Origin of the sequence: Fodinicola feengrottensis (assembly GCF_010993775.1) — a bacterium.
Lineage (GTDB): Bacteria > Actinomycetota > Actinomycetes > Mycobacteriales > HKI-0501 > Fodinicola > Fodinicola feengrottensis.
Genome location: NZ_WOTO01000080.1, coordinates 20,073 through 36,224, shown reverse-complemented (window position 1 = coordinate 36,224; position 16,152 = coordinate 20,073). Strand labels below are relative to the sequence as shown.

Sequence of the window (16,152 nt, the reverse complement as noted above, 5' to 3'; positions counted from 1 at the left end):
GCGATGGCGGTACCGTGCGGGTGTTGTCCGGTTGCCGCAGCCTTTTGCGATGGCGGTACCGCACCAACGGCCATTGTGCGGTTTGGAGTTGTCATAGAAGACGGTGTGGCAGTCCGGCGCCGCGCACATTTTCACCCGCCGCCAGGTGCCGTCGACGGTAGCCATCGTCGCGGTGGCCAGCAGGGCGGCGAGCGCATGGCGGACCGTTCCGGCGATCGCCGCTGGGACCAGGTTGATCAAGCCGTCCGGTTGGATGTCGGCGTACAGCGGAAGTTTGCGGGTGAGGTCGGCTGTCGGGGCCTCGTCTTGAGCGCTGTCGCGGTGCGCCTGTGCGGCATTTCGCAACGCCGTCCGCAGCCGGAGGGCGAGCGCGCATTCGGCCGGGGTCGATTTCGTGCCGTCAGCGACCAGTCCGAGTGAGCTCAGCCACTGATCGAGGGCAGCCGGACTGGTCAGGTCGTCGCACGGCTGGTACGTGCCGAACGTCCGCCGGTCGAGCGTGTTGAGGAACGCGCCGAGCGTGCGGGAGCTCCGGCGGAGCACCGCCCTGGAGCGTCCACGCTTCGTACAGTTTCATGTTCGCTCCAGTAAAGCACGCCTTGACGAAACATGGGTAATCCCGTTTACTCCTGTCGTACGCATGGACATGGAGGTCATCGTGGCGACGTTCACCCTGCAAGTGCCCGACGAGGTACTCGCTGACTTGCAAGCAAGGCTCGACAGGACTCGGTGGCCAGGTCCGTTTCCGGAACCGGGCTGGCGGTATGGGATGGATTTCGACTACCTGCGCGAGGTTTTGGCGTACTGGCGGGACAAGTTTGACTGGCGCGCTCAGGAAACCCGACTCAACCAGCTGGCGCACCACAAAATCGACGGCATTCACTTCGTCCACCAGCGTGGTGCTGGGCCGGACCCGTTTCCGCTGGTCCTGACGCACGGCTGGCCCAGCTCCTTCACCGAGTTCGAGAAGCTCATTCCGCTGCTCACCCACCCGGCGGATCCGCGCGACGCCTTCGACGTAGTGGTGGGGCGGGAGCGCACAAGACCCCGCCGTTCCGTCGCGGCGGCGTCTCCCCACGAACCTCCCCCGCAGCCCGTCCCCGTCGACCAGGCACCACCTCAACTACCAGCCAACCTGAACCCACCGTGCACCTCGTACCACCAAAGACCCCGGCCGGGGTCGCTACCCTCGGACCGGGACGGGAGTGGAGGCGACAGTGGCGTTGAGCGTGGTCGAGGACAGTCGGGTGCGGCTGGACGGCGTGGTGCGGGATCTGGCGGCGGTGCCGGACTGGGCGGCTTGCTGGCAGCCCCTCGACCAGCCGTACGGCGTCGAGTACGCGAACCGCATCGCCGCCGTGACCAGCTGGGATCCGGTCGCGGTGGTGCAGCTGGTCTCCGGCCAGGACCTGCGGTCAGTGGAGTTCACGTCGCCCAGCGGGCGGCACCTGCTGGCGGCGCCGGCGGCCGTACGACCGGTGCCGACCTGGATCTGGAGCGTCGAGCTCGACAAGGAAGCGGCCACCGACGACCTCGTCACGAGCGGCCGGGTGCAGGCGCGGGCCGCCCTGGACGAAGCGGTCCAGCAGTTGTCCGAGCGGCTCGGCCAGCCGACCGGCGAGCCGGTCTGGGTGGACCCGGACGGCGCGCCGGCTGGCCTGATGATGGGGGGCATCCCGGGTTCCCGGGTTCGTGGTCGGCTGGCAGCGCACCCACGGCGTCATCCAGCTCGACGTGTGGGAAGACGCCGGTTACCTGATGGAGCCGTGGACCTGGGAGATCCATCTGCGCGTACGACCGGACCTGGAGGCGGCCCGATGACCGGCTGGGACGGCTATGCGGGCTGGACGGGCGGCGTCGAGATCGACACTTCGGCCACCAACACTGGCTGCGCGAACACCTCCCGCCCCTGTCCCAGCGTCCGGTCGGTGGCGCCCCAACCACGCCCGGTGGAGCCGCCGCCGGCCCGGATCGCCGCCGCGATCGGCCAGCTGCGGGCCCGCGGCGTCCAGGTCGGCAGTCGACGCGACCTGCTGGCTTGGCTGGTGGACGGGTGGGAGCGGGTCCAGCAGGACCGACCCGGTTTCGTGTTGGCGGCGCCGGCGCTGGCGATTCGGATCTTCGCGTCCGGCGCGCTGCCGGACACCGAGGACCGGCCGGCGGTGACCGGCCGGCAGCTCGCCGAAGCGGTCGCCGACCATCTCAACAACCCCGTCTTGCGACCGCCGGTGGCGACCGTGACGCTGCCGCGGCTGCCCGATGCCCTGATCGTCGACCGGCTGAACCTGTTCGCCGCCGACGGCATCGAGGACGAGTTGCGCCGGCCGCTGGAGCGGCTGGTCGCCGGCCGGCCGGAGCTGGCCGAGTCGGTCGCGGACGCCACCGGCCGGCCGAGCGTCCCGGCGCTGGCTGGGCTGATCTGGCGGGACGGCCTTGCCCTGCAGTACGCGCGAGAAGCGGCCGGCGAGGTGGTGCTGATCTGATCGCGCCGCGCCGTACGAAGGGGAGTCTCTCCTGGGCTCCGACCTGGCCGAGCTCGCCCGCAACAGCGCGATCGTCCAGGCCGAGATCGGCTGCCTCGGTTTCACCCACGAGATCTACTCGCTGGAGCAGAAGGTCACCGACGACCAGCGGGCCAGGCAGGCCCGGCAACAGGCCGTCGCGGCGGGACTTGCCGGCGCCGACGTACGCCGAGCTGGTGCCGCGGCCCGGGTCGGCCCGGTCTCGCTGCCGGCCGAGGACCGCACCTACACGTACCGCGAAGCCGTCGACGCGGGCCGTCTCCCACCACCGCCAGTCCGGCAGCGGCAGGCCACCGCACGGCGCAGGCCCCGCCGACCTGTTCCGGCCACGACGGACAGTTAGGAGCCCTGAAAGGGCGTACGAACGGACCGTGACGACACAGACCGGGTGGTTTGCTGCGCCTCAGGTTTGCGGAAGTGCCACGATGTCGACATGAAAGCACGCGTACTGGTGGTCGACGACGACCCGGCACTCGCCGAGATGTTGGGCATCGTCCTGCGGGGAGAGGGCTTCAGCCCATCCTTTGTGGCTGACGGCGAGCGGGCGCTGGCGGCGTTCCGCGAGGACCGCCCGGATGTGGTGTTACTCGACGTGATGCTGCCTGGGATGAGCGGCATCGAGGTCTGCCAGGCCATCCGGGCCGAATCCGACGTACCGATCGTGATGCTCACCGCCCGCAGCGACACCAACGATGTCGTACGAGGCCTGGAGTCCGGCGCGGACGACTACGTGGTGAAGCCGTTCAAGCCGCAGGAACTGATCGCGCGGGTACGGGCCAGGTTGCGGCGCAGCGACGACGGGGTGCCGGAGCAGCTCACCATCGGGCCGCCGGACTCGCTGGTCACCATCGACGTGCCGGGGCACAGCGTCAGCCGGAACGGCGCGCCGATCGGCCTGACGCCGCTGGAGTTTGACCTGCTGACCGCGCTGGCTCGCAAACCGCGTCAGGTCTTCACCCGCGAGGTGCTGCTGGAGAAGGTCTGGGGCTACCGGCACGCGGCCGACACCCGGCTGGTCAACGTGCACGTCCAGCGGCTGCGGGCGAAGGTTGAGCGGGACCCGGAGCGGCCCGAGGTGGTACTGACCGTACGCGGTGTCGGCTACAAAGCCGGACCGCACTGAGATGGAGCCGGCGCCAGCCTCGACCCGTCCGCAGGCCAGCCGGTCGCCGGTGCGGTGGCTGCGGCTCGGGGCCAGCCGGGCGCTGCGGCTCTGGCGCCGGTCCCTGCAGGTCCGCATCACCACCACGACCCTGCTGATCTGCGGAATCATCGTGCTGGTCCTGGGGTTCGTGCTGATCAAGCAGATCACCAACGGCCTGCTGGACAGCAAGATCCGGAGCGCGTCCGAGGAGGTCGTGTCCGGCCAGCAGTACACGCTGCAGCAGTTGCAGACGCTCGGCGGGCCGAACGATCCGGCTGTGCAGAACGCCGTGTCCCAGATCGACAACGCGCTGTCCTCGTCCGCGCGCAACGCGGGTGCCGACGCCGGCGAGTACGGCGTGCTGCTCAAGCCGGCGGATCCACAGCTCCTGGCCGCGTGGTCCCGGCAGCTGGACACGAGCCGGGCGAACGTGCCGGCGGAACTGGCGGACAAGGTCACCAACAGCGACGCGCTGGCGTACCAATACACCAGGCTCGCCTCCAAAATCGACGCCAGCACCTCGCCGTACCTGGTGATGGGCGCGCCGGTGGTGACCGACTCCGGCACGTTCGCGCTCTACTACTTCTTCCCGCTCAGCGAACTGCAGACGACGATCACGCTCGTACAGAACGCGGTGCTGGCAACCGGTGGGTTGCTGGTGTTGCTGGTGGTTGGCCTCGCCGCGCTGGTCACCCGGCAGGTCGTGCAGCAGCCAGTACGAGTGGCGGCCCGGACCGCCGAGCGGCTGTCCGCCGGCCTGCTGGCCGAGCGGATGCAGGTGGACGGCGAGGACGACCTGGCCCGGCTGGCCACCTCGTTCAATCAGATGGCCGGCAACCTGCAACGGCAGATCCTGGCCCTCGAAGACCTGTCCCGCCTGCAGAGACAGTTCACGTCGGACGTGTCGCACGAGCTGCGGACGCCGTTGACCACGATCCGGATGGCGGCCGAGGTGCTGCACTCGGTCCGGTCCGACTTCGACGAGCAGACCCGGCGGTCCGCGGAGCTGCTCTACAACGAGGTGGAACGGTTCGAGTTGCTGCTCACCGACCTGCTGGAAATCTCCCGCTACGACGCCGGTTTCGCCGTGTTGGAGTCCGAGCCGCACGACCTGCGCCAACTGGTCAACCGGGCGGTCGGGGCCATCGCGCCGCTGGCCGCCCGGGCCGGCAGCATGGTGCGCATCGACCAACCGCGGAGCCCGGTGGTCGCCGAGGTGGATGCCCGCCGGGTGGAGCGGATCCTGCGGAACCTGCTGGGCAACGCCGTCGAACACGGCGAGGGCCGGCCGGTGGAGATCGGGATGGCCGCCAACGCGGACACGGCCGCGGTGACCGTACGCGACTACGGGGTCGGCATCGCGCCGAAGGATGCTGAAACCGTTTTCGACCGGTTCTGGCGAGCCGACCCGTCCCGGGCGCGGCAGACCGGCGGCACCGGCCTCGGCCTGTCGATCGCTCGCGAGGACGCCCACCTGCATGGCGGGTGGCTGCAGGCGTACGGCGAGACCGGTGTCGGCGCGGTGTTCCGGCTGACGCTGCCGCTGCGGGCCGGCGACGAGATCAGCGAGTCGCCACTGCCGCTGGAGTTCGGACCGCCCAGCTCCCACCCGAGTGCCGAGGTCAGTCGTGGCTAGTGGTCTGTCTGCTGTTTGGGATTCCTCTGTTGTACGGGGGCGGTTCCCCGGTGCGCCTAGACAGACCACTAGGCGTGGGCCGCGCTGGTCGCCGGCGTGGTGGCCGCGGTGCTCGTGCTCACCGCGTGTGGTGTCCCGGACTCCGGGCATCCGGTGGTGCTCCGGCAGATCGCGCCCGGCGGCGCCGACCAGCCGGACCCGTCCAACGTGCACTCCGAGCCGTCCGCGCCGCGCAAGGACGGCACGGCCGTCCAGAGCGTCGAGGGCTTCCTGTTGGCGTTGGCGACCACTCCGGAGAACTCATATGCGGCGGCCAAGAACTTCCTGTCGCCGGCCAACCAGCGTTGGGCCCCGACCGGGCCACTACGCGTCTTCAGCCAGACGGCGGTGGCTTCGGTCGGCAAGCCCGACTCCGGCCAGGTCCGCATCACCGGTTCCCAGGTCGGCCTGCTGAACGCCGACGGCACCTTCACCCCGCAACCGGCGACCGTTGACGTGACCGTCCAGCTCAACCGCGCCGACGGCCTGTGGCGGATCGACAACCCACCCGCCGACGTGCTGTTCCGGAGCGACTTCTTCTCCCAGTCGTACGTGCCGGTGCCGCTCTATTTCCTCGACCCGACCGGTCAGCGGCTGGTGCCCGACATCCGTTATCTGGACGCCTCAACTTCGCTCAGCGACCGCTGGACGGCTGCGATGCGGCTGCTGATCGCCGGGCCTTCGCCGTGGTTGACGGGGGCAGTGAAGACCGCGATCCCGGCGAGCACCCGGCTGCGTGGCAACGTCATCCAGGAGGACCAGGACGTTGCCGTCGACGTGTCGTCGGATGCCGCTTTGACACCGCAGAACCTGGTCGCCGGCATGGTGGCGCAGTTCGTCTGGTCCATGAAGGGCGCCGTCGGCGGCGTGGCCGGCGGGTCCGTACAACTGCTCGTCGACGGTCGTCAAGTGACGTCGATCGGCACCGGCGCGACCGTCAAGCAGATCCAGAACCAGTACGACCCGTCCGCGGCCACCGCCCATCTGGATCCGTTCCGGATCGTCGGCGGGGGGGTGGTGCAGAAGGTGCTGGACGCGCCGGATGCACCAGATGTGCCTTCCGCGGTGTCCGCGGCCACCGGCGTACGCTCCGCCGCCATGTCCATCGACGGCGGCGCGGTCGCGATGGTCCGGTCCGCGGCCGGCGGCCGGCAGACCCTGTTCACCGGCCCGTCCGCCGGTCCGCTGCGTCCCGTACTAACCGCCGGAACGGTCTCGGCGCCGACCTGGGAACCGGACCACAGCGGCGCGTTGGCCGCGGTCGACGGCCGCGAAATCGGCTACGCGCCGATGGACCACCCCGTCATCACCGCCGGTGCCCCGGGACTGGCCGCCATCCTCGGCAAATCCGGCCGGCTGGTGGCCGTACGACTGGCCCCCGACGGCGTCCACCTGGCCCTGGTGGTCTCGGACGGATCGGTCGGCCAAGTGCTGGTCGGCGTCTTCCAAGCCGGCACTTTCAGCGCCGCCGTGACCAGCCTGCGGGTCATCTCCAGCAAACTCACCGGCGCCACCGACGTCGCGTGGACCGGCGGCGACAATGCCCTGCTCACCATCGGCCGCCGCGGCGAAGTCGTCCAGAACGAGATCGTCGCCGACGGCTCCGGCGAACAGATCACCCTCGCCGTCGGCCTGCACGACGTACCCACCCAGATCGCCGCCGTCCCCAACCGGACCCTCGTCACCTCGGGCGGCTACGTCTACCAATCCTTCCAACGCGGCTGGGCCTCTCCCGACAACAGCCACCTCATCCCCGGCACGGGCGTCTTCTATCCCGGCTGATTTTCTTCCCGCTTTTCACCCGGTGCGGCGCGAAATTGTCGTAGGTGTCTGTTTTTCTTTCCCCCTCCCCCTTTGAACGGGCGGGGGCGGGTCGAGAGGTGGACCTTGATTTTTAGTTGAACATTGGTCCTCGAACCCGCCCCCCACCCGTCACTGGGTGGGGGCGATTTTTCGGGGTGGGTACGACAGTTTCGCGCCGCACCCCTATGTAGAACTGCACAATCGGAATCCGATTGTGCAGCGGGTGGGGTGCCCTTGGGGCGGAGCCTCAAGGAAGAACGGGGTCGACGGGTGGGGTGCGGCTTGGGTACAGGGCGGCGAGGGTTCTGGATGGGCAACAATGTTACAAACGGACATGGTGGGTGGCGATGTTCGCGAAAATTGGTCACTGGCGGTGAAAGTTGATCCCACCGGTCCCACTAAGAACAGCGGAATGTGCCTGACCGGATTCTGGTCCACATCTTGGGATTGGCGTCCTGTACGCCGGACCGCCGGTTACCCCTGCGACTCAAGTGACACCTGAATACCCGCCTTAACACGGAATTTTACAAAGACCCGGTTATCCACAGTGTCACTTTTCGTCCACAGAAAAGAACTCCAACCAGGAAGAGGCGCACAAACCCGGCGAAGATTGCGGGCATGACCACCATCCTGGATCTTCTGAAGGCGCTTGCCGACCTGGTGTTTCCGACCCGCTGCGCGGGTTGCCGGCTGCCGGGCGCGGCACTTTGCGAGAGGTGTGGCTGGTGGTTGCGCGGCAGCCAGCACAGGAGGTGGTGCCGACGCCGTGCCCGGAGGGGATGCCTCGTTGTTTTGCGGTGACAAGTTATGGGGGTCCACCGCGCGCGGTTCTGTTGGCATATAAGGAGCGTGGCCGGCATCGGCTGGCGAGGTCGCTCGGCGAGGCTTTGGCGAGTGCGGTGCTGGCCGGGTGCCCAGATCGGCCGGTGTCGCAGCAGTCCGTCCGGCCACAGATCCTGCTCGTGCCGGTGCCGTCTACGGCAGCCGCCGCGCGGGCGCGCGGGGGGGGCGACCACCTGCGGCCGTTGGCTGCCCAGGTGGGCCGCCGGCTGCGCGCCAACGGGCAGCGTTGCCAGGTGCTCGACGCATTGGTCGCGCGGCCGCGACCGGACTCGGCCGGCTTGTCGTCGGCCGAGCGGGCGGCGAACCGCAGTGGTGCGTTCGCGGTACGAAGAAGTGCGCGGGCGGCGCTGAAACAGGACTGTGTGGTCGTCATCGTCGATGACCTGGTCACCACCGGGGCGACCCTCGCGGAGGTCAGTCGCGTCCTCACCGGCGCCGGTGCTGCCCCGAGCCACGCCGCCGTCGTCGCGGCGACGGTCAAACGGTTCGCGCATATCGGATCGGCGGTGGCCGACGCAGACTGATCTTGCAGGTGGAGGCGAGGTGACTCGGGGGTGGCTGGCTATTGAAACGGACCGGTCATGTGGATGACACTCGATGCGGACAGTGGATTTACAGCTGGGGGGTGACGGGAGGCCGAATACCCGTTAGCGTCATTTGTCCGGAACTACTTCAGTCTCGAGAGAGCGCATCTGGTGCGCGGGAGGAGGCGGCCAGCACTCTTTATCCCCGCTGCGTTTCCGGGGGGATCCGCAACGTCTAGCCGGGCACAAATGCGAACCGGCACTATCAGATGTGGAGGTCACGCGTGGACATTGTTGTCAAGGGCCGTAACGTCGAGGTACCTGACCATTACCGCCAGCACGCCAGTGACAAGCTCGAAAAAGTCGGACGTACGACCACAAACTGATCAGAATCGATGTCGAGCTTTTCCACGAACCCAACCGGCGCCAGGCGGCGTCGTGTCAGCGGGTCGAGATCACTGTCAAGTCCCGCGGTCCGGTGGTGCGCAGCGAAGCCTGCGCCGGAGACTTCTACTCCGCACTGGACTCGGCCATCGGCAAGCTGGAAGGCCGGCTCCGCCGGTCCGCCGACCGCCGCCGCGTGCACCGCGGCCTGCGCCGCCCCACCTCGGTCGCCGAGGCGACCGCGGGCATCGAGGCCAGAGTGGGCCAGTCGCTGGCCGGTCTCGAGCAGAACACCGACCTGCAACCGTCCGGGAACGGCACGGCGGTGACGTCCGCGGTCATGGACCTGACGGACGACGAGCTGGAACTCGAGCACATTGGCGACGGACCGGGACGGATCGTCCGGGAAAAGGAACACGGCGCCGATCCGATGACCATCGACCAGGCTCTCTTCGAGATGGAGCTGGTCGGACACGACTTCTTTCTCTTTCATGACAAGGATTCCGGGCGCCCAAGCGTGGTGTATAGGCGAAAGGGCTACGACTACGGCGTCATCCGACTGGTCGAAGCCATGTCGTACGCTGACGCAGCCAGCGCCGTCGGCGCCGCCCGGATGTAGCGTTTTTATCCTTCAGTAAGGCCAAAAATCAGGCAATCGGCAAGACTGTTAGGTGTTTCGCCGGCCGCAAGGGCCCCCTACGCCGAGGTGAGGGGTCCTTGCGCACCGGGAAAAGTCACCTCGTTCGGGAGCTGACGCCGGTGTCCCAGCGGGGTCCCACTGGATTCGGCAGGAAGCCGCGCAGCACACCTTCGTAGGTGAAGCCGGCCTTTTCGATGACACGAAGGCTCGCTTCGTTCCGTACCACCGCGCTGGCCTCCAATCGGCCAATGGCCGGCACGGTCATCGCCCAGTCGGCCGCGAGCCGAGCCGCTCGGGTCGCATAGCCGCGGCCGCGAAAAGCCGGATGCACCATGTAACCGAGGTTCGCGAGGCCGATCTCCGGCATCGCCAGGCCAACCGTGCAGTCGCCGCAGACCGCACCGGTCGCCACCTCCACAATGCTGAACTGCGCCGAGCGACCGCCGAGCAGGTTCGCCTCCGCCTCGGCGATCCGCTTTCCCACGGTTTCCAAGGTCAGCTCACGCGGCTGGAACAGCCAGCGCTGGGTCTGCGCGTCCCGCTGACACTCCAACAAACCCTGAGCGTCGCCGGGAACGGGCGTACGGATGAGGACGACTCCGTCGGTGAGACCCTCGGCCGCAGGTCGGGGAGCAGCCGTTTCGACGGGCCGTCCGGGTCGCCGGGCAGTCGGCGCCAGCAGATCAGGTCCGTTCGGGAGCCGTCGCGGTCGGTGCCGGCGCTCGTACGGACCGACTCGCGGACGAAGCCGGCCGCGATCGCCACCCGTTGGCTCGGTGTGTTCCGTACGTCAGTCATCAGCTCGACCCGGCCGGAACCGTGTGCGAAGGCCCACTTCGTCGCGGCGACGGCAGCCCGGGCCGCGACCCGCTGCCGGCGCGCCCACGGCGCCACCCAGTAGCCGACCTCAGCCACCCCGTCGGCGGGCGCGACCCGCGGCACGCCGACATTGCCCAGCAGCCGTCCGGTGCCGGCATCCAGCACCGACCACGTCCGGCCACCTCGCTCGATCAGCGCCGGCGCGCTGGAGGTGACGAACGCATGGGCGTCCTTTTCCTGGTATGGCGCGGGCAGGGTTCGGGAGCCAGCGCTGAGTCAGCGCGTCGGAGCAGGCCGCGACGATGTCCGGGATGTCCGCTTCGGTGGGTGGCCGAAGGACCAGGCCGTCGGTGGCGATTGTCAGGTCGTCCATCCACAGGATCCTGCCGCCCAACGTGCGGCCTGTCGCGTGAGTTCCCGCCACCGGCCGGATCGGACCTGGTTGGAGGCGAATTGTCGCCGTGTTGTCCATCGGGCGTAGCGGCGTGTCCTGTTCGGCATACGATGGGGGCGCGTCACCCCGTCCATCGGGGTGTTGCCTGCTGCTGCCACCAATGCGAGAGAGTCATCCGTGCCCATCCTTCAGAAGATCCTCAGCGTCGGCGAAGGCCGCATCGTGCGCCGGCTCAAGTCGCTCGCGGACACCGTCAGCGCGATCGAAGACGAGTTCCTCGACCTGAGCGACGAGGAACTCGCTGCCAAGACCGATGAGTACCGCGAGCGACACGACGAGGGCGAGAGCCTGGACGACCTGCTGCCGGAGGCCTTCGCGACCGTACGCGAGGCGGCCAAACGGGTCCTCGGCCAGCGGCACTACGACGTACAGCTGATGGGCGGCGCGGCTCTGCACAAGGGCAACATCGCCGAGATGCGGACCGGTGAGGGCAAGACGCTGGTCGCCACCCTCCCGGCGTATCTGAACGCCTTATCCGGCGAGGGTGTGCACGTGGTCACGGTGAACGACTACCTGGCCTCCCGGGACGCCGAGTGGATGGGCCAGGTGCACCGTTTCCTTGGCCTGAGGTGGGCGTGATCCTGGCCCAGATGACCCCGGACGAGCGCCGCGAGGCGTACAACGCCGACATCACGTACGGCACGAACAACGAGTTCGGCTTCGACTACCTGCGCGACAACATGGCGTGGTCCGGCGAGGAGCTCGTCCAGCGCGGTCACAACTTCTGCATCGTCGACGAGGTCGACTCGATCCTGATCGACGAGGCCCGTACGCCGCTGATCATCTCCGGCCCGGCCGAGCAGTCCGGCCGTTGGTATTCCGAGTTCGCCCGGATCGTGCCCAAGCTGGTCCGCGGCGAGGCGGCCGACAGCGTGAAGAAGACGCCGCAGACCGGCGACTACTCGGTAGACGAGAAGAAGCGGTCGGTCAGCATCCACGAGGACGGCGTCACCAAGGTCGAGGACCAACTCGGCATCGACAACCTGTACGAGTCGCTGCACACGCCGCTGATCGGCTACCTGAACAACGCACTGAAGGCGCATTCGCTCTACAAGAAGGACCGCGACTACGTCGTGATCGACGACGAGGTGCTGATCGTCGACGAGCACACCGGCCGCATCCTGGCTGGCCGGCGCTACAACGAGGGCATGCACCAGGCCATCGAGGCCAAAGAGAAGGTGCCGATCAAGGACGAGAACCAGACGCTCGCCACGATCACGCTGCAGAACTACTTCCGGATGTACAACAAGCTGTCCGGCATGACCGGAACGGCGTACACCGAGGCCTCGGAGTTCCACAAGGTCTACAAGGTCGGCGTCGTGCAGATCCCGACCCACAAGCCGATGCAGCGCAAGGACAGCCCGGATGTCATCTACAAGACCGAGCTGGCCAAGTACAACGCGGTCGTCGAGGACATCGTCGAGCGGAACCGGGCCGGCCAGCCGATCCTGGTGGGCACGGTCAGTGTCGAGAAATCCCAGGTGCTGTCGGAGATGCTGCTGCGCCGCGGGGTCGCCCACAAGGTGCTGAACGCGAAGTTCCACGAGAAGGAAGCCCAGATCGTCGCGCAGGCCGGCCGGCTCGGCGCGGTCACGGTGGCGACCAACATGGCCGGTCGTGGCACCGACATCCTGCTCGGCGGCAACCCGGAGGACTCGGCCGAGAGCGAGCTGCGCAACCGCGGCATCGACCCGGAGTCCGAGGACTATCCGCAGGCGTACGAACGCGCGCTCAAGAAGGCGAAGGCCGAGTCGTCCGCGGAGGCGGAAGAGGTCCTGGACGCTGGCGGCCTCTACGTCCTTGGCACCGAGCGGCACGAGTCGCGGCGGATCGACAACCAGCTGCGCGGCCGGTCCGGCCGGCAGGGTGACCCGGGGGCGTCCCGGTTCTACCTGTCGCTGGGTGACGACCTGATGCAGCGCTTCAACGCGAACGCGGTCGAGGCGATCATGGATCGCTTCAACATCCCGGACGACGTGCCGATCGAGTCCAAGCTGGTCACCCGGCAGATCCTGACCGCGCAGACGCAGCTGGAGCAGCAGAACGCGGAGATCCGCAAGAACGAACGTCCTGAAATATGACGAGGTGCTCAACGAGCAGCGCCAGGTCGTCTACAAGCAGCGCAAGAAGGTCCTCGAAGGCGCTGACCTGCACGATCAGATCCGGACCATGATCGACGACGTTATCGAGGCGTACATTCTCGGTGCCACCAACGAGGGCTACGCCGAGGAATGGGACCTGGACGGCCTGGTCACCGCGCTGAAGCAGCTCTTTCCGCTGTCGGCCACTCTCGCCGAGCTGGAGGATGAGGCCGGCGGGCGGGAAGCGGTCGACGCCGAGTTCCTGGTCGCCAAGATCCGCGAGGACGCCCACGACGCGTACGAAAAGCGTGAGGCGCAGATCGGCTCCGAGCCGATGCGTGAGCTGGAGCGGCAGGTGCTGCTGTCGGTGTTCGACCGCAAGTGGCGCGAGCACCTGTACGAGATGGACTACCTGCAGGAGGGCATCGGGCTGCGGGCGTACGCGCAGAGGGACCCGCTGGTGGAATACCAGCGCGAGGGTTTCGACCTGTTCCAGACCATGATGGACGGGATCAAGGAGGACGCTGTCGGCTTCCTCTTCAACGTCGAGGTGCAGGTCCAGCAGGACGAGGCCGAAGCCGCCGAGCACACCGAGAACGGCCACGCCGACGCCCCGCACCTGTCCGCGAAGGGCCTTGGCCCGCACACCCCGCAGCGGATGGAGTATTCAGCGCCGAGCCTGGACTCGGAGGCGCCGACAATCATCATGCCGGCCGTCCAGGACCAGCCGCGCGGCACCCGCTCCACCGTCACCACCGGCAAGCAGGCGTCTCCCGGCCAGAAGGTCGGCGGCAAGCAGACCCCCCGCAACGCGCCCTGCCCCTGTGGCTCCGGCAAGAAATACAAGCGCTGCCACGGTTCCGCTGACCCATCCTAATCGTCAAACAGCAATGCCACATTATTGATGGTCAATAATGTGGCATTGCTTTTTTATACGCTGACTGGCGAAATTCAGGCCTGGAGGCGAGTACGCAGGGAGCCGAGCCAGGTGGCGAAACCGGTCTGCTCGAAATGCTTCGTCCACTTGTCGATTTCGTGTTCCGCGCAGTCGAAGGTGGCCCACCATTCCACGAAAGCCTGACCGGTGTCGGTGACCGGTGTGACTCGCAGAGTGGCTCGATAGTCGCGTACTGGATACGGATTGGGGTCGCAGAATTCGTACGTATAGCTGCGATCCACGTCCGAGTGCGCGAGCAGCCGCTGCCGCATCTGCCGGTCGGCGGCCACAATGCGCCGCACCCCACCCACCGCGTCACCGGGCCGGCCGTCTTCCATCGCGGTCTCACTGACCGTCCCGGCCCATTCGTAGTCGTCGAACGACCGAATCTCGGACCACACCGCGTCCGCCGACTTTCCCATCACCGTACTGAAATATGCCCGTGCCATTAGGAAGTCTCCTCGCGTTTTCCTTTGGTACGGCCACCTTCTCACCTCAGTCCACCCCGCGCTGGCGGTAAACAGACGCGGTGTTGGCTAGCCTTCCCAGCGCAGCAGGTTGTCGGCGGGGCCGAAACCGGCGCGGCGGTAGAACGGGACGGATCGCTCGGAGGGGCTGAGCACCAGGCGGGCGAAGTCCTCATCGCGCGCGTACGCGATCGCCGCGTCCAGCAGCTCTCGACCGGCGCCAGCATCACGATATTTTGGGCGTACGAACACATTCGCGATATAACCCCAGCGGCTCACCGGGCGGCCGGGTCGGGGCATCCGGGTGAAGACGACCATGTTCAGCATGCCGACCGTGGCCGGCCCGTCTTGCGCGACCCACCAGAGCCGACCCGGCTCGGCAGCGAACCACGCGGCGAACCGAGCGCGGTAGTCCGGGTCGTCGACCGTCTCGCCATCCGACCACTCGACGGTCCACTCGTGGCGCATTTCGGCCAGCGCCGGCACGTCTGGGGCGCCGGCCCGCCGGATCGTCACGCTTCCCACGATCCCTGCCAGGCCGAGAGGTAGCGCCGCTGGTCCGCGTTGAGGTCATCGATCCGTACGCCGAGGCCGTCCAGCTCCAGCGTGGCGATCTCGGTGCCCACGTCGGACGGGACCCGATGGACGCCGACCGGCAACCGGTCGCGGCTGGCCAGCCAGCCGACCGTGAGCGCCTGCTCGGCGAAAGCCAGGTCCATCACCGCGGGCGGGTTGCCGTCGGCCGCGCCGAGGTTGGCGATCCGGCCCTCGGCCAGCAGCGAGACGGTGGCGCCCCCGGGGAGGGTGAACTCCTGCACGGCAGGGCGGGGCGAGCGTACGTCCACCGCGTGTTCGCGCAGCCAGCGCACGTCGATCTCCACGTCGAAGTGGCCGGCGTTGGCCAGCACCGCTCCGGATCGCAGGGCCGCGAGGTGCTCGCCGCGTACGACATCACGATTGCCGGTCGCGGTGACCACGACATCGGCGAGCGGCGCGGCCTCGGTCATCGGGAGCACCCGGTAGCCGGACAGCACGGCATCCAGTGCCGGCACCGGATCGGATCGACCTCGGTGACCACCACCATGGCGCCCATGCCGCGTACCCGCTCGGCCACCCCGCGACCCACCGGGCCGAAGCCGGCGACGACGACCGTACGGCCTGCCAGCAGGATGTTCGTCGACCGCAGGATCGCGTCCACGCACGACTGCCCGGTGCCATGCCGGTGGTCGGCGAGCCGACGGGTCGGGGTGTCGTCCAGGGCCACCACCGGATAGCCCAGGGCCCGCTCGGCGGCCATCGCGCGCAGCCGCAGGACGCCGGTCGGAGTGTCCTCACAGCCGGCTATCACGCCCGCGGCGAGCTCTTTGTGGTCAGTGTGCAGGGCCACTGAGAGGTCGCAGCCGTTGTCGATCACCAGCGCTGGCCCGGCGCCGATGGCGCGTCGACATGCTGGTGATACTCGGTTGGCGGGACACCGCGACGGGCGAAGACGGTGACCTCCGGCTGCCCGGCCAGCGCGGCCGCCACGTCGTCCTGAGTGGACAGCGGGTTGGAGGCGGCCAGCCGCACTTGCGCGCCGCCGGCCGTGAGAGTCCGCACCAGGATCGCGGTCTCCGCGGTGACGTGCAGGCAGGCCGCGATGGTCAGACCCGTAAGCGGCCGCTTCTCGGCGAAACCGGCGCGGATCGCCCGCAACACCGGCATGGACCGCTCGCTGCGGCCGATCCGGGCCGCGCCTTGGTCGGCCAACGCCGGATCGGCGATATCCGACCGGGCTCGCTGCCTGCTCACATTTCCCCCACGGACTTGGCTACGCAGCGGCCGCGATGCCTCATTGCGTGCGCGTGGCGCACGCGATG

The 16,152-nt window shown here is 68.2% G+C and carries 16 protein-coding genes and 3 pseudogenes; 9 read left to right on the top strand and 10 right to left on the bottom strand.

What is annotated here, in order from left to right; genetic code table 11:
* A partial coding sequence (locus GNX96_RS44080) for a CGNR zinc finger domain-containing protein (RefSeq protein WP_163573412.1) occupies positions 1-543 on the bottom strand: 543 nt, incomplete at its 3' end.
* Positions 544-640: 97 nt separating this feature from the next.
* On the opposite strand from GNX96_RS44080, the pseudogene GNX96_RS66615 reads away from it, so the two are divergent.
* A pseudogene (locus GNX96_RS66615) lies at positions 641-952 on the top strand (epoxide hydrolase N-terminal domain-containing protein); the annotation flags it as partial.
* A gap of 265 nt (positions 953-1,217) precedes the next feature.
* The gene (locus GNX96_RS59950; RefSeq protein ID WP_279583137.1) at positions 1,218-2,483 is read left to right on the top strand and encodes a hypothetical protein; all 1,266 of its coding nucleotides are present in this window, start codon (positions 1,218-1,220) and stop codon (positions 2,481-2,483) included.
* Positions 2,484-2,597: 114 nt separating this feature from the next.
* Here the strand turns inward: GNX96_RS59950 and GNX96_RS44065 are convergent, their stop codons facing one another.
* Positions 2,598-2,747 carry a hypothetical protein gene (locus GNX96_RS44065; protein WP_163573409.1) on the bottom strand — a complete coding sequence of 50 codons (150 nt, stop codon included), beginning with the start codon at positions 2,745-2,747 and terminating at the stop codon, positions 2,598-2,600.
* 208 nt (positions 2,748-2,955) lie between these two features.
* Here GNX96_RS44065 and mtrA point away from each other — a divergent pair, with 208 nt between their 5' ends.
* From mtrA to hpf, 5 genes and pseudogenes are all read left to right on the top strand, one after another.
* Positions 2,956-3,645 carry an MtrAB system response regulator MtrA gene (mtrA, locus tag GNX96_RS44060; protein WP_163573408.1) on the top strand — a complete coding sequence of 230 codons (690 nt, stop codon included), beginning with the start codon at positions 2,956-2,958 and terminating at the stop codon, positions 3,643-3,645.
* A gap of 1 nt (position 3,646) precedes the next feature.
* Entirely contained in the window at positions 3,647-5,302 is a 1,656-nt protein-coding gene (gene mtrB, locus GNX96_RS44055) for an MtrAB system histidine kinase MtrB (protein WP_163573407.1), read from the top strand.
* A gap of 96 nt (positions 5,303-5,398) precedes the next feature.
* Positions 5,399-7,123, top strand: a complete 1,725-nt coding sequence (locus tag GNX96_RS44050; RefSeq protein WP_279583136.1) for an LpqB family beta-propeller domain-containing protein — start codon at positions 5,399-5,401, stop codon at positions 7,121-7,123.
* Between the two features lie 854 nt (positions 7,124-7,977).
* Positions 7,978-8,511 carry a ComF family protein gene (locus GNX96_RS44045; protein ID WP_279583135.1) on the top strand — a complete coding sequence of 178 codons (534 nt, stop codon included), beginning with the start codon at positions 7,978-7,980 and terminating at the stop codon, positions 8,509-8,511.
* Positions 8,512-8,780: 269 nt separating this feature from the next.
* Positions 8,781-9,514, top strand: a pseudogene (gene hpf / locus GNX96_RS44040) (ribosome hibernation-promoting factor, HPF/YfiA family).
* Positions 9,515-9,629: 115 nt separating this feature from the next.
* On the opposite strand, the gene GNX96_RS44035 reads toward hpf, so the two are convergent.
* From GNX96_RS44035 to GNX96_RS59945, 3 genes are read right to left on the bottom strand one after another with little or no spacing between them, the layout of a single operon-like run.
* A complete protein-coding gene (locus GNX96_RS44035; RefSeq protein ID WP_279583134.1) occupies positions 9,630-10,088 on the bottom strand; it encodes a GNAT family N-acetyltransferase in 459 nt (152 codons plus the stop codon).
* A complete protein-coding gene (locus GNX96_RS44030; protein ID WP_279583138.1) occupies positions 10,031-10,549 on the bottom strand; it encodes a GNAT family N-acetyltransferase in 519 nt (172 codons plus the stop codon). The genes GNX96_RS44035 and GNX96_RS44030 overlap by 58 nt, the downstream gene beginning before the upstream one ends.
* Positions 10,443-10,727, bottom strand: a complete 285-nt coding sequence (locus tag GNX96_RS59945) for a GNAT family N-acetyltransferase (protein ID WP_279583133.1) — start codon at positions 10,725-10,727, stop codon at positions 10,443-10,445. Before GNX96_RS59945 ends, GNX96_RS44030 begins: the two co-directional genes overlap by 107 nt.
* A gap of 204 nt (positions 10,728-10,931) precedes the next feature.
* Here GNX96_RS59945 and secA point away from each other — a divergent pair.
* Together secA and GNX96_RS67535 are read left to right on the top strand one after the other, a co-directional pair.
* Positions 10,932-13,451 (top strand): annotated as a pseudogene (gene secA, locus GNX96_RS44025) (preprotein translocase subunit SecA); the annotation flags it as partial.
* Between the two features lie 96 nt (positions 13,452-13,547).
* Positions 13,548-13,766, top strand: a complete 219-nt coding sequence (locus GNX96_RS67535; protein WP_313885946.1) for an SEC-C metal-binding domain-containing protein — start codon at positions 13,548-13,550, stop codon at positions 13,764-13,766.
* Between the two features lie 74 nt (positions 13,767-13,840).
* Here GNX96_RS67535 and GNX96_RS44020 read toward each other — a convergent pair whose 3' ends face one another.
* The 5 genes from GNX96_RS44020 to GNX96_RS59930 form a co-directional block, all read right to left on the bottom strand.
* The gene (locus GNX96_RS44020) at positions 13,841-14,275 is read right to left on the bottom strand and encodes an SRPBCC family protein (RefSeq protein ID WP_163573404.1); all 435 of its coding nucleotides are present in this window, start codon (positions 14,273-14,275) and stop codon (positions 13,841-13,843) included.
* Positions 14,276-14,362: 87 nt separating this feature from the next.
* A complete protein-coding gene (locus GNX96_RS44015; RefSeq protein ID WP_279583132.1) occupies positions 14,363-14,809 on the bottom strand; it encodes a GNAT family N-acetyltransferase in 447 nt (148 codons plus the stop codon).
* On the bottom strand, positions 14,806-15,345 hold the full coding sequence (locus GNX96_RS59940; RefSeq protein ID WP_279583131.1) for a hypothetical protein: 540 nt from the start codon (positions 15,343-15,345) through the stop codon (positions 14,806-14,808). The genes GNX96_RS44015 and GNX96_RS59940 overlap by 4 nt, the downstream gene beginning before the upstream one ends.
* A complete protein-coding gene (locus GNX96_RS59935) occupies positions 15,297-15,707 on the bottom strand; it encodes a hypothetical protein (protein WP_279583130.1) in 411 nt (136 codons plus the stop codon). Before GNX96_RS59935 ends, GNX96_RS59940 begins: the two co-directional genes overlap by 49 nt.
* Positions 15,704-16,084 (bottom strand): adenosylhomocysteinase, encoded by a 381-nt coding sequence (locus tag GNX96_RS59930; RefSeq protein WP_279583129.1) that lies wholly within the window; start codon positions 16,082-16,084, stop codon positions 15,704-15,706. The genes GNX96_RS59935 and GNX96_RS59930 overlap by 4 nt, the downstream gene beginning before the upstream one ends.
* Positions 16,085-16,152: the final 68 nt, after the last annotated feature.

Excerpts from the sequence above, each read along its gene's own strand:
- GNX96_RS67535 (WP_313885946.1), top strand. The coding sequence starts at position 13,548 with ATGGAGTATTCAGCGCCGAGCCTGGACTCGGAGGCGCCGACAATCATC.
- GNX96_RS44020 (WP_163573404.1), bottom strand. The coding sequence starts at position 14,275 with ATGGCACGGGCATATTTCAGTACGGTGATGGGAAAGTCGGCGGACGCG.
- mtrA (WP_163573408.1), top strand. The coding sequence starts at position 2,956 with ATGAAAGCACGCGTACTGGTGGTCGACGACGACCCGGCACTCGCCGAG.
- GNX96_RS59945 (WP_279583133.1), bottom strand. The coding sequence starts at position 10,727 with ATGGACGACCTGACAATCGCCACCGACGGCCTGGTCCTTCGGCCACCC.
- mtrB (WP_163573407.1), top strand. The coding sequence starts at position 3,647 with ATGGAGCCGGCGCCAGCCTCGACCCGTCCGCAGGCCAGCCGGTCGCCG.